The sequence below is a fragment of the Alteromonas sp. LMIT006 genome (genome assembly GCF_024300645.1).
Taxonomy (GTDB): Bacteria; Pseudomonadota; Gammaproteobacteria; order Enterobacterales; family Alteromonadaceae; genus Opacimonas; species Opacimonas immobilis.
Genome location: NZ_CP101291.1, coordinates 1659328 through 1672900 on the forward strand (window position 1 = coordinate 1659328; position 13573 = coordinate 1672900).

The window sequence follows — 13573 nt, forward strand, 5'->3', positions numbered from 1 at the left end:
CAGGAACTAATCGCGCTTCATTGCTTCAGTGATGATCCAGTACCTGCAGACAATTACAATCCTAGAACGATTCCAGATATTGCAAAGCGTTTTGAAGTCATTACAGGTTTATCAGACCACACCATTGATAACTCGACAGCTCTGTCATCTGTTGCTCTTGCTTCTTGTTTAATTGATAAGCATGTAACAATGTGTAGTAATGGTGGTGGTGCTGATGAAAGATTTTCGCTTGAACCTTTAGAATTAAAAGAGTTATGCAAGGATGCAAATATTGCTTAGAAATCACTTTTTAATGTAAATTTTAAAAACAACAGAAGAAGAAAAAGATAGTTCAAAATTAAAAAGATCACTATATGATGTTAAAGAAATAAAAATAGTGAGTTATTCAATTCAAAAAATTTAAAAAGTATTAGCCCTTGCTTTAGTATGAAACCAAAATCCTTTGAAAAACTTATTCGTAAAAAGCGGTAGAAGATATAAAAAATAGATTAATGTGATACTGAAAAATACTCCATAAAATATAAATCGAAAAAATCAATTATATTTTAATAATAAAATAAAATTCTATAAAGTGTTTATCCAATTCGTAATTAATATTTAAACATATGTAATGTTAAATTTTAGTGATTTAAAAAAATTTCCTATAATGGTATTGTTAAATGAATAAAATAAAAGATTATAAGCATTTGTATAAAGCTACAGAACATTCAGCGCATCCAAATCTTTTAAATAAAACTGTAAAAAATTTAAAAATAAAAAAAATGGAAATCTTGAAGCTTTTTTGCAAAAGTTTGATTTCGCCTATTCTAGTGATATTTTCGAATAAAATATTAGTTGACAAGAATAATATAATATACATTGGGAATAAAAAAAAACTGAGTAATGAGTTCGAAATATTTTGTAACCACTCTTTTTTTAAAGAATATTATATAATTGATGATTCAATGTTTAATATTACTAGATTGTCAGTGAAGAAAGAATTAATCTATGAATATTTAAGAGATTATACGTTATTAATTTATCTATTAGTTGTAGAGGGATCGTTTGAAAATAAAATAAGGGCGATGTATTCCTTAATTTTTTTAAAACACTACTATAAGATAAGATCCTTAAATTTAAACAGTGAGTGTAAATTATTGAATTTATTTTCAGGTAGTCAAATTGGACATATTCTTAATCATCAATTAAAGATATTTGGAGGAAGATCATTTATATATAGCTGGGGAAGTAATGTTGCCTCGGAAGAGCAGAAGATAGTATCCGGTGATGTCGCTTTATTGAAAAATAAATATGAAAAAGAACTATATTCAATAAGAAAACAATATATAGTTGGAAATATTTCTTACAATCAAGAGCTAAAAAAGAAGTCCATAAATAGATTAAAAGAAAATATAAATCTACTTTTTATTGATACTTGTGAAAATAAAAATTTTGATGACATTTCAAAGTTCGAATTTTATAAAAATATATTTATTATTTTATTGAAATTTGATTATGTATCAGTCAATATCAGGATGCATCCGGGAAGTGAAATTTCAACCGTTCAAAAATTAATAGAGATATTCGACTCTGAAAGGATAAATATAACATGTGATAATGTCTCTTTAGAGCAGACATGTACTATGTATGATGCAGTAATTAACGTAAATTCATCTTTATCAGCCTTATACGTTTTAAATTACATGCCAATAATAAACTTGTTCCCATTATATTTTAATATGTACGAAAATACATGTTCTAAAAACGTATATAAGCAATTTTTTGATTTACCAGGAAAAAATATATATTTTATAGATGATTTATTTGATTTATTGTGTTCAGTAAAAAAAATTAACAAATTTTTGAATGATTTTACTGGCTATGATAAATATAGATGTGAATATATCCCCAAAAGTGGTAAAGACACTGCTGATGAAATTGCTAAAGTGATGTTATCGATATGAAATATTTAAATATTTTATTTATAATAAACTCAGATTCTGGACCAGAAAACAAAAATGGTATAACGAAAATTTTACACAATATAAAACCACGGAAGTATATCAATGTGGATTTACTTTCACCATATAATTCAAACGCACCTAGTTATATAAAAAAAACATACAATTGTAAAATAAACAAATCCAAAAGAAAAAGCTCAAAAATTTCATCACTCCTTAATGGGTGGTGTGCTGAAGATTATCAGAAAAAAAATATAAATAGTGATATATTTCAATGTTTAAAAAATATTTGGTTCGATTATGATAGGATCTTTTTTATAGGTTCAAGCACCATATCTATATATGACGATATCATTAAGTTCGGTTTTTTACCGATTCTAAGTAAATCAATTTTTTTCGCTATTGATAATAAATCAGTATATTTTAAGAGAGCAATTAAAAATAACACTTTTCCTAAAAATATTTATTATTGGCTTCAATATAGATTTTTTAAAAAAAGAAGCGAGGTAAAATATAAATTTTTTGACAAAGTTCTGTTTGTTTCTGATTATGATAGTTTAATATATAAAATTGATAATCCAGTTAGTGAAAAAAAAGTATTTACATGCACAAATGGTGTAATTATTCCAAATGAGTTTGAAAATTATAAAAAAAATAATGACATATACCTTCATGGAAATTTTTCATATGTTCCAAATATTGAGGCATATAAAAATAATATGTCAATTATTAAATTCATAAGAAAGATAGATTGTGATGCAAAATTTATAATATTTGGTATCAATAGCCATTATTTTGAAAAGACAATTGAATTAACTGTGCATGGTGTGGTTGAAAACATTTACAGTTTCTTACCAAGTTATAATAATTATGTTTGCTACCAGGTAACTGGTGCCGGTGTAAAAAATAAAATATTAGAAGCCTTTTCGAAAAAAATGCTTGTATTCGCAAATAAAGAAGTAGTTAATGGTTTAAATGTAGAGCCAGGTTTTCATTATGTTGATATAAGTAATTTAATGTTTTCTGATATAGCCAATAGAATATTATCTATTACTTCTGAAGAAAGAATTTTTATATCAAATAATGCATATGAACTTGTTAAACATCAGTATTCTTGGGATTCTTTTTCAAAAAAGCTATTTGAATTGTAGTTATAATAATGCATAAATTAAAATATGTTCTAATTATTTTATCACTTTCAATGCTGGTTGTGTTAGAACCTTTTTATCTAGGCCCTTTTAAGTTTGCAATCTTATGGAAATTAGCATTACTTTATTTAGGTGTGTCTGTACTTTTTTTAAAGAAATCAATAATAATTGATAAAATATCAATTATTGCATTTTTACTAACACTTTTTTGTTTTATAGTATATGCAGATAACATTGATTATTTTGAACAAACAAAGAGTGCAGTTTACTTCATTTTTATTCCTTTTTTAATTGTATTGCTTCAAAATATTAAGTTAAATAGAAATATACAAGATAAAATAATTCTATGTGTTGCAATATCAATTGTAATAGTTTGTATTCCATATTATTTCGGGATTTTAGAATCCTATGGTACAAGGTTTGATTTAGAAACCTTTGGACTTAATTCTTACGCTTTTTTGGGGCCATTTCAAACAACACACACAGCATCCGTTTTACTAGCTGTATCTTCATCTATTCTTTTATTTTCATTCTTTAATCTGCGAGGGGATTATTTTTATAGGATTTTATTTATTATTCTTTTCTTTATTTCTATATTTTTTGTTTATAAAACTTATGTTCGAACTGGTTATTTGGTTTGTGTTCTTTCTAATTTATACATTGTATATAAATTGAAATTTAAGGATTTTGGATTTAAAAATAAATTATTTACAATAATCATATTTATATTCGTATTTTTTATGTTTGAATATATTAATCAGTCTGATGTTGTTTTTTCAAAGAGAATTGCTGATCAATATACTGATAACTCTGAAATCGGTTGGCAAACAATTGGTTCTGGCAGATTGTTATTTGCTTTCGTAAATATTAATCATTGGCTAGAGGTCTCTCTTTTACAAAAATTATTCGGCATAGGTTATGTTGAATCAGTTAACTACATGTATAATGAGATTGGTCAAAGAATAATTAGTCATAATTTATTTTTAGATCTTTTAATTCAGCATGGTGTAATTGGCTTGCTTTTATATTTGATTGTTGTTTTTTTAATTTTCAAATCTATTCGTAATTCTATGAATTTTGGATGTCCTCCATTATATTTTTCTATTTATCTATCATATATAACATATCAATTTGTTCAAGGTTCTAATATATTTCTTTTTGATGTTTTATTAGTTTTATCGTACTTGTCTTCTAAAGAATTTTTAAATAAGAATGTTACAATTAAATAGTTTAGCTTTGGCACTTGCTCTTACTAGAGCTGGGATAATAATTTCAAGGTTTTTTTTATTTTTTTACATAGCTAAAAGACTGAGTGTTGAGGAATTTGGTCAATATAACTTATATATTGTGTTTCTCTCAATTGGTGTTTTTGTAATTGGTTTTGATGTATATAATTTTTTTAATAAAGAAGTTGCTAGAGTTTTTGCTTCTGGGATTGAAAAAGTAAAATATTTATTACGTACTCAATTTTCACTTTATTATTTCGTTTATATAATTTTATTGATAATTACTTTTTATTATATTGGTACTTTAGAATTTTTTATTATTTTTATACTTATCTCTGAACATTTTGTACAGGAAGTATCAAGGGTACTTAATTTTGTTGATGAGCAATTGATGTCCGCACTATTGATTTTTGCTCGTTCTGTTTTTTATCCCCTCTTATTATTGATTTTTAGTTTTTATAGTGGTGATGTATCTTTATCACTGTTAATATATTTGTGGACGGCAAGTAATGGATTGGTTTTATTATTTTCCATTGTTTTTTTTGTTAAAAAGTTTGGTATCACAATATTAATACCAAGGATTCGTGGAATTAATAGGTATAAAAAAAATATTTTTTATGGTTGTCTTGTTTTCTTTCCAGGCTCAATAGGTTTTAAGGTTGTAGAGTTTCAAGATAGAATCTTAGCATCTAATTTTTTAAGTGATTTTGATTTAGGTATTATTTCATTTTTTAGCTCTTTAGCAAGCATAATTCCTACTTTGTATCTAACTATATTCATTCCATTGCGTTTGCCTAATCTTATAAATAATAAATTAAACTTTCATTCTTTTTTAAAGGAGTCATTGTTTTTTTTAGTGATTTTTTTTGTACTGATATTAGTGCTAGTTAATTTTTTGGTAATTTATCTCTACACTGATTATGAACATTTTTTAATTTTGGGATTTTGTTTGATTGCTACTCAGTTTATAATTAGCCTATCTCTTGTGTTTCATTACATCATTTATGCGTTGAGTGATTGTCGATATATTTCTTTACCGCCTTTTTTAGTGCTGCTGTTTACATTTGTAATGTCCTTTTATATGGAATCCGGTGCTGATATTTTTGAAATTGTAGTTGTTTTCACTTCTTCTTCTTTCTTGCTTCTTGCTTCTAGGTTCTTTATATTTAAATATTGTGTTTCAAAGGATTGCTAATGTTGCTTTCAAAATTAATTATGTTAGTTAAAAAGTTTTTTTCTATTATAAAGTATCTTGATAGATATTCGCAATATTATTTTTACTATGATAAATATGATATCTCAAAAACCTTTATATTTTCTGGACGTGATATAGAACTTTATGGCGGTGGTGTAATTAAAATAAATGGACCTGGCTACTGTGGGAATAGGACTGTGATACAATCAGTTCAAGGTTGCAAAGTTGTTATTGGTTCTAATGTTTCTATTAGCCATAATGTAAGAATATACACTTCTAGTAGAAATCCACAAGATATAGTTAGTCAACGACAACATATTAGCTATATTGAAATGGATGTTTTAATTGGTGATAATTGCTGGATAGGAGCTAATGTTTTTATCAATCCTGGTGTGGTAATTGGGAATAATTCTGTGGTTGGTGCAAATAGTGTTGTTACAAAGAACATTCCACCTAATTCTGTGTTTGCAGGTTGTCCTGCAAAAAAAATTGGTTGAAGGTTTTTATGTTTAAATTTTATCAAGAGCTATATTGTTTAGGCAGTAATACAAAAGGAAAGTTTTTTATCTTTTTTTTTCGTATTTCTTCCTATCAAGGTAGTAATATTTTATTACTTATCTTTTCTCGGTTATTTAGATTGTTTTATTCAATTATTGTTCAATGGTTTATGGGTATCGATGTTCCCCCACTTACTAAGATTGGGTTTGGTTTCACTCTTTTTCATGGAACTGGCCTAGTTATTCATCGGAATACTATTATAGGAAAAAATGTGAGAGTAAGGCAGTCTACTACTATTGGTACTGCAAAATTTGATCATGATACTCCAGTTATAGGTGATAATGTAGATATTGGAGCTAACACGGTTATTATTGGTGCAATTAATGTTGGCGATAATGTCATAATAGGTGCCGGTTCAGTTGTTACGAAAGATATCCCTTCTAATTCTATAGTAGTGGGGAATCCAGCAAGGGTTGTGTATGAGAAGGGTTAAAGTGATCGTAGTTGGTTCTTCACGCCAGACTAGAGGTGGGATAACTAGTGTAATTAAGGCTTATGAAAACTCTGATATTTGGGACAAATTCAATTGTGTTTGGGTTGAATCTCACATAGATAGTGGAATATTTAATAAGCTGTTTTATTTTATGGTTGGGCTTATAAAGTTTTTATTTGAAATTGGTGGTGCAGATATTGTGCATATACATCATAGCGAACCTGTTTCAACAATACGAAAAATTCCTTTCATTTTATTAACTAAATTATTTAGAAAAAAACTAATTATGCACTTCCACTCTTTTTCTGCTGACACTACTATATGTGGAAAATTTAGGGACTTATATAAGTTTGTGTTTAAAAAGTCGGACTTTGTAATAGTTTTATCCGAATACTGGAAGGATCTACTTTATCATGAGTTTGAATTATGTGAAAAAGTTCATGTCATTTATAATCCTTGTCTACCATTGAAAGATAACATTGTTACTAGAGAAAAAACCATTTTATTTGCTGGAACAATAACTAGTAGAAAAGGTTATAGTGTTCTTTTAAAAGCTTTCTCGATGTTTAATAAAAAGATTCCTGGTTGGAATTTGGTGTTCGCCGGTAATGGGGAGATTGAAAAAGCAAGAAGAGAAGCAAGAGATTATGGAATAATTGATAATACCAAGTTTTTGGGATGGGTTTCGGGGACTGATAAAGAAAAAGTCTTTGAAAGTGCTTCAATATTCTGTTTGCCTAGTTTTGCAGAGGGTTTTCCCATGGCTGTGTTAGATGCCGTTTCATTCGGTGTTCCAGTTATTACAACACCTGTAGGTGGTATTCTTGATGCTTTTGAACATAAAAGTAACGCACTTATTTTTGAGCCTGGAGACAGTGACGCGTTATGCTTGTGTTTAGAAGAATTAGCTTTAAATAATTCTTTAAGGGAAAGTATTAAACTACAAGCATTTAAAACTGCTAAGGATAGATTTGAAATTCAAACTTTAAATACTCTAATGGAAAAGTTGTATCTTCGGTTGTTGATGCACTAATTTTACAAAATTTTAATTAAGGAAATTTATATGAAAAAAGCTTTAATAACTGGCGTAACAGGACAAGATGGTTCATATTTAGCTGAATTCTTGTTACAAAAAGGTTATGAAGTCCATGGTATTAAACGTCGTGCATCAAGTTTTAACACTGAGCGTGTAGATCACATCTATCAAGATGTCCACGAAGATAATCCTAAGTTTTTTTTACACTATGGTGATTTAACAGATACATCAAATCTCACCCGTATTTTGAAAGAGGTTCAGCCAGATGAGGTTTACAACTTAGGTGCACAAAGCCATGTTGCTGTCTCATTTGAATCACCTGAATATACTGCAGATGTAGATGCTATTGGAACATTGCGCTTGTTAGAGGCTATACGTTTTTTAGGTTTAGAAAAGAAAACTAAGTTTTATCAAGCTTCGACCTCTGAACTTTACGGTGAAGTACAAGAAATTCCACAAAAAGAATCAACACCATTTCACCCTCGTTCACCATATGCTGTAGCTAAAATGTATGCTTACTGGATAGCAGTAAACTATCGCGAATCATATGGTATGTACGCATGTAACGGTATTCTATTTAACCATGAATCACCTCGTCGTGGTGAAACATTCGTTACACGTAAGATTACTCGTGGATTATCTAATATTTCGCAAGGTTTAGAAAAATGTTTATATCTAGGAAATATGGATGCACTTCGTGACTGGGGGCATGCTAAAGATTATGTTCGTATGCAGTGGATGATGCTTCAACAAGATACCCCTGAAGATTTTGTGATTGCAACCGGTAAGCAAATTTCTGTACGTGAGTTTGTAACACTTTCGGCTAAAGAGCTCGGTATAACCTTAGAGTTTAGTGGTGAAGGGGTTAATGAAATTGCCACTGTAGCTGCTATTGAAGGTGATAATGCTGAAGCACTAAGTTTAGGTGATGTAATTGTTCGCATAGACCCTCGTTACTTCCGCCCTGCAGAGGTAGAAACGTTACTTGGCGATCCAACAAAAGCGAAACAAAAATTAGGTTGGGAACCTGAAATTACTGTAGAAGAGATGTGTGCTGAAATGGTGCAAAGTGATCTAGCTAAAGCCAAACAGCATGCAATTTTAAAGTCGCACGGTTATGACATTAGTGTTTCTGTAGAGTAACTATAAGCCTTATAATCATAAACTTATTAACCCAGCGTAAATCTGGGTTTTATTATGGAAAGAGCAATGCAAGCTAAAACTATTTTTGTCGCTGGCCATAACGGAATGGTTGGCAGTGCAATTGTTAGGCAATTACAAAAGCAACCTGAAGTGACCGTTATCACTCGCTCTCGCTCAGAGTTAAATCTATTGGACCAAAGTGCTGTTGCTAATTTTTTTGAATCGAATGATATTGAACAAGTGTATTTAGCTGCGGCTAAGGTTGGTGGGATTATTGCTAATAATACTTACCCTGCAGAGTTTATATATGAGAACTTGATGATTCAAAATAATATAATTCATAGTGCTCATTTAGCTGGGGTAAATGACTTGCTGTTTTTGGGGTCTTCATGTATTTACCCTAAATTAGCTGAACAACCAATGCAAGAAAGTGCCTTATTAACAGGTACGTTAGAGCCAACTAATGAACCATACGCAATTGCTAAAATTTCCGGCATTAAAATGTGTGAATCATATAACCGACAATATGGGCGAAATTATCGCTCAGTGATGCCAACAAATTTATATGGTGAAAATGATAACTTTCATCCAGAAAACTCTCATGTAATACCTGCATTATTAAGACGCTTCCATGAGGCAAAATTAGCTGGTGATGACAAGGTTATTGCTTGGGGCTCAGGTAAACCTATGCGTGAATTCTTACATGTTGATGATATGGCTGCAGCCTCTATTCATATTATGAACCTTAGTAATGATGTTTATAACTCAAATACACAAGAGATGCTTAGCCATATTAATGTGGGTACGGGTATCGATTGTACTATTCGTGAGTTAGTAGAAACTGTAGCTAAAGTTGTTGGCTTTAAAGGTGATATTGAATTTGATACTTCAAAACCAGATGGTGCGCCTCGTAAGCTTATGGATGTTTCTAGATTAAAGTCTTTGGGTTGGCAATATAAAATCAGCCTAGAGGAAGGGTTAACACAGACGTATGAGTGGTTCTTAGCCAACCAAGACAACTTTAGAAAATAGTATGTTTTTAGAGCAAACAACGTTTGAGACAGTTATCGACAGTACCCCTCTGGTATCCATAGACCTTGTTGTACTTAACGAAAATAATGAAGCGTTACTTGGGCAAAGGTTAAACCGCCCAGCTGAAGGGTTTTGGTTTGTTCCAGGTGGTCGTATTTTAAAAAATGAGTCACTGGCTAATGCTTTTAAAAGGCTAACACTAAATGAATTAGGAATTGAACTTGAATTATCAATTGCTGAACTGCTTGGCCCTTATGATCATTTTTATGATGACTGTGTATTTAACGATAAAATAAAAACACACTATGTCGCAATTGCTTATGTATTAAGGCTTACAAAGCAACAGCTTGATGCATTACCATTAAACGAACAGCATGCAGCATATAAATGGCTTAGTTTTGATGAATTACTCAAATCGCCTATGGTCCACAAGCATACAAAATGGTATTTTGAAGCATTAATAGAATAAACACAGGGAATTATTATGATTTTACCAGTAATCATGGCGGGTGGTTCAGGCACACGCTTATGGCCATTATCGCGTGGCAACTATCCAAAACAATTTTTATCGCTTAACGGCGATCAGACAATGCTACAAGATACGCTAAACCGCTTAACGGGCTTAGCGCACTCAGCAGCCATGTTAATTTGTAATGAAGAACACCGTTTTATTGTAGCAGAGCAAGTGCGACAATTAGATACAGACCATGGCGGTATATTTTTAGAGCCAGTAGGCCGTAACACGGCACCAGCTATTGCTTTGGCTGCTTTTAAAGCCATTGAAAATGATCAAGATCCATTATTACTAGTACTTGCAGCAGACCATGTCATTGAAGACTCAGCGGCGTTTCAGGCTAGTGTAAATAAAGCAGCAGAGTTAGCAAACCAAGATAAATTAGTTACATTTGGTATTGTAGGTAACAGCCCTGAAACAGGTTATGGCTATATTAAACGAGGTGACGCTGTAGAGCATGGCTATGTGGTTGACAGTTTTGTTGAAAAGCCAAATTTAGAAACAGCCAAGCAGTATATTGAAAGCGGTGATTACTACTGGAATAGTGGTATGTTTTTATTTAAAGCAAGTCGCTATTTAGAAGAATTAAAAGTATTTCGTCCCGATATCTACGAGGCCTGTGAAAAAGCCATTGCAGTTCAAAACAGCGATATGGACTTTATTCGCGTAGATAAAGCTGCTTTTGAGTCCTGCCCTGATGAGTCGATTGATTATGCTGTAATGGAACACACGAAAGATGCTGTTGTTGTGCCTATGGATGCAGGCTGGAGCGACGTCGGTGGTTTTGCTGCCCTTTGGGAAGTGTCGTCAAAAGATGAAAATGGCAATGCCTTTAAAGGTAATGTAAAAGCGGTAGATACAATAAATACACTTGTATTTGGTGAGGATAAACTCGTCGCAACAGTAGGTGTTGAAGACCTAGTGATTGTAAATACGAAAGACGCTATTTTAGTTGCCCATAAAGATAAATCACAACAAGTTAAAGCGATTGTAAACCAGTTAAAAGCGGAAGGACGTTCAGAAGTGACTTTCCACCGTGAAGTGTATCGTCCATGGGGTAAATACGATTCAGTTGATAATGGTGAGCGTTTCCAAGTCAAACGTATCACCGTAAAACCAGGTGCGAAGTTATCGGTACAAATGCACCACCACCGCGCAGAGCATTGGATCGTGGTATCGGGTACTGCAAAAGTGCAAATTGATGATACAGAGCAATATATAACAGAGAATGAATCAGTTTATATTCCAATTACAGCTGTCCATGCTCTAGAAAATCCTGGAAATATTCCACTCGAATTAATTGAGGTTCAATCCGGCTCCTATCTTGGTGAAGACGATATAGTCCGTTTTGAAGATAAATATGGGAGAAAGTAATATTGCTAAAATATACTAAAGTTTTTGGTTTTGACATCGTGACTAATCCAGTTCATGAAATAGTTCAAAAGTCCCTATGCGATACTGGGACCACAGTTGTGAATACAATAAATCCACACTCATATATTGAAACAAAAAAAGATAAGGTATTTTACTGCGCTCTTCAAAGTAGTGATGTTCTAATTCCCGATGGAAGCGGAATTGAATTGGCAATTAAAATTATAAATAAAATTTCAGTAAAAAAGATAGCTGGGGCCGATTTGTTTCAGGAAACTATGCGTGTATTGAATGTGTCTCATGGTAAAGTTTTTTTATTGGGATCTTCAGACAAAGTCTTAGCAAGTATAGTAAAAAATAGCAAAAATGAATTCCCGAATGTTACTGCAAAGGTTCTATCTCCTCCTTACAAAGAAACCTTTAATAAAAATGACATCACAGTCTTTGTTAATGCAATAAATGATTTTTCACCTGATGTTTTATTTGTAGGCTTAACAGCACCTAAACAAGAAAAATTAATCAACCAGTTGAAACATGACATTAATGTGAGCATGATAAGCGGTATAGGCGCTGTATTCGACTTTTACGCCGGAACTGTAAGGCGTCCCTCAGCTTTTTGGATAAACTTACATCTAGAATGGTTGGTTCGTCTGATTGGAGAACCTAAAAGATTATGGAGAAGAAATTTTGTTTCAACACCATTATTTTTATTTGAAATTATTCTCGCAAAGCTAAAAATAAAGACATTCAAAGGTAATAATAAATCTTGTTAATTTAGTTGGTAATATAATATCCCCGAAAAAGAGAGCAGTTTTAACGTTGTTTTAAAGCCTATTTCTTAGATGGATTAAAATACCTATACGAATACATGTTAATATATTAATATTTTCACGAAATTTATCGAAAGTTCAAAGGGAGCTGCCTCGCAGTTTGTATCAATATGTCAAATATTTTAGTCACCGGTGGCGCCGGCTACATCGGTTCACATACTCTCATCCAACTAATAGAACATGGTTATTCACCAGTTGTGTTTGATAGCCTTGTTAATGCATCTATTCTTGCCCTAGAGCGAGTTGAACAAATCACTGAAACTACGATTCCGTTTGTACAAGGTGATATACGTGATGAAAACTCGTTAAGAGCTTTGTTTGAACAGTATGAATTTCAGTCTGTCATCCATTTTGCTGGATTAAAAGCGGTGGGTGAGTCGGTAGCAAATCCTATCATGTATTATGAAAATAATGTCTTTGGCAGTATGCAACTGTTTAAGATCATGTCGGAATATCAGGTCAGAAATATCGTGTTTTCTTCTTCCGCCACGGTATACGGTGACCCGGTTTCATTACCATTGCATGAGGCAATGCCTACTGGTGTACCCACAAACCCTTACGGCATGTCAAAGTTAATGATTGAGAATATACTGAAAGACCTTCATGTCAGTGATAACGACTGGCGCATTGTTAATTTACGTTATTTTAATCCGGTTGGTGCGCATAGTTCCGGGTTAATTGGCGAAGATCCCAATGGTATTCCTAATAATCTGATGCCATTTATTGCACAAACGGCAACGGGTCTTCGTCAAGAACTGTCTGTTTTTGGAAACGATTATGATACGCATGATGGAACCGGCGTCAGAGATTATATTCACGTTGTCGATTTGGCCTTTGGGCACATTCAAGCACTGAAAAAAATAGAATCTGAACGTGGTGTCTGGACAGTCAATTTGGGAACCGGTATGGGGTATTCGGTACTTGATATGGTCAAGGCATTTGAACAAGCTTCTGGCAAAATGGTGCCTTATGTTATTGTGGATCGTCGTCCGGGTGATGTGGCTGCGTGTTATGCGGATCCGTCTTATGCAAAAAAGGTATTAAATTGGGAGGCAAAAAGAGATCTAAATGATATGTGTCGTGATACTTGGAATTGGCAGTCCAAAAATCCTCAGGGATTTAATTCTATGGATCAAAAACCATAAAT

At 31.9% G+C, this 13573-nt stretch carries 14 protein-coding genes; all 14 read left to right on the top strand.

Features of this window, described 5'->3' with window-relative positions:
* Window positions 1-9 precede the first annotated feature (9 nt).
* The 14 genes from NLG07_RS07800 to galE all read left to right on the top strand — a co-directional run bounded on the left by NLG07_RS07800 (window position 10) and on the right by galE (window position 13571).
* On the top strand, window positions 10-279 hold the full coding sequence (locus NLG07_RS07800) for an N-acetylneuraminate synthase family protein (protein WP_254856837.1): 270 nt from the start codon (window positions 10-12) through the stop codon (window positions 277-279).
* A gap of 380 nt (window positions 280-659) precedes the next feature.
* Window positions 660-1943: a hypothetical protein gene (locus NLG07_RS07805; RefSeq protein ID WP_254854909.1), complete on the top strand. Its 1284-nt coding sequence runs from the start codon at window positions 660-662 to the stop codon at window positions 1941-1943.
* A complete protein-coding gene (locus NLG07_RS07810) occupies window positions 1940-3091 on the top strand; it encodes a hypothetical protein (protein WP_254854910.1) in 1152 nt (383 codons plus the stop codon). The genes NLG07_RS07805 and NLG07_RS07810 overlap by 4 nt, the downstream gene beginning before the upstream one ends.
* Before the next feature lie 8 nt (window positions 3092-3099).
* Entirely contained in the window at window positions 3100-4317 is a 1218-nt protein-coding gene (locus NLG07_RS07815; RefSeq protein ID WP_254854911.1) for an O-antigen ligase family protein, read from the top strand.
* On the top strand, window positions 4301-5509 hold the full coding sequence (locus tag NLG07_RS07820; RefSeq protein ID WP_254854912.1) for a hypothetical protein: 1209 nt from the start codon (window positions 4301-4303) through the stop codon (window positions 5507-5509). The genes NLG07_RS07815 and NLG07_RS07820 overlap by 17 nt, the downstream gene beginning before the upstream one ends.
* Window positions 5509-6006: a DapH/DapD/GlmU-related protein gene (locus NLG07_RS07825; RefSeq protein WP_254854913.1), complete on the top strand. Its 498-nt coding sequence runs from the start codon at window positions 5509-5511 to the stop codon at window positions 6004-6006. Before NLG07_RS07820 ends, NLG07_RS07825 begins: the two co-directional genes overlap by 1 nt.
* Before the next feature lie 8 nt (window positions 6007-6014).
* Window positions 6015-6500: a serine O-acetyltransferase gene (locus tag NLG07_RS07830; protein WP_254854914.1), complete on the top strand. Its 486-nt coding sequence runs from the start codon at window positions 6015-6017 to the stop codon at window positions 6498-6500.
* Window positions 6487-7533 (top strand): glycosyltransferase family 4 protein, encoded by a 1047-nt coding sequence (locus NLG07_RS07835; protein ID WP_254854915.1) that lies wholly within the window; start codon window positions 6487-6489, stop codon window positions 7531-7533. Before NLG07_RS07830 ends, NLG07_RS07835 begins: the two co-directional genes overlap by 14 nt.
* Window positions 7534-7563: 30 nt before the next feature.
* Window positions 7564-8679 (top strand): GDP-mannose 4,6-dehydratase, encoded by a 1116-nt coding sequence (gmd, locus tag NLG07_RS07840; RefSeq protein WP_254854916.1) that lies wholly within the window; start codon window positions 7564-7566, stop codon window positions 8677-8679.
* A gap of 66 nt (window positions 8680-8745) precedes the next feature.
* On the top strand, window positions 8746-9711 hold the full coding sequence (locus NLG07_RS07845) for a GDP-L-fucose synthase (RefSeq protein WP_254854917.1): 966 nt from the start codon (window positions 8746-8748) through the stop codon (window positions 9709-9711).
* A 1-nt stretch (window position 9712) separates the two neighbouring features.
* Complete coding sequence (locus NLG07_RS07850) at window positions 9713-10180, top strand: GDP-mannose mannosyl hydrolase (RefSeq protein ID WP_254854918.1); 468 nt, start codon at window positions 9713-9715, stop codon at window positions 10178-10180.
* Window positions 10181-10195: 15 nt separating this feature from the next.
* On the top strand, window positions 10196-11599 hold the full coding sequence (locus NLG07_RS07855) for a mannose-1-phosphate guanylyltransferase/mannose-6-phosphate isomerase (RefSeq protein WP_254854919.1): 1404 nt from the start codon (window positions 10196-10198) through the stop codon (window positions 11597-11599).
* 98 nt (window positions 11600-11697) lie between these two features.
* Window positions 11698-12369, top strand: coding sequence for a WecB/TagA/CpsF family glycosyltransferase (locus tag NLG07_RS07860; RefSeq protein WP_254854920.1), 672 nt, complete (start codon window positions 11698-11700; stop codon window positions 12367-12369).
* Window positions 12370-12536: 167 nt separating this feature from the next.
* Window positions 12537-13571 carry a UDP-glucose 4-epimerase GalE gene (gene galE, locus NLG07_RS07865; RefSeq protein WP_254854921.1) on the top strand — a complete coding sequence of 345 codons (1035 nt, stop codon included), beginning with the start codon at window positions 12537-12539 and terminating at the stop codon, window positions 13569-13571.
* Window positions 13572-13573: the final 2 nt, after the last annotated feature.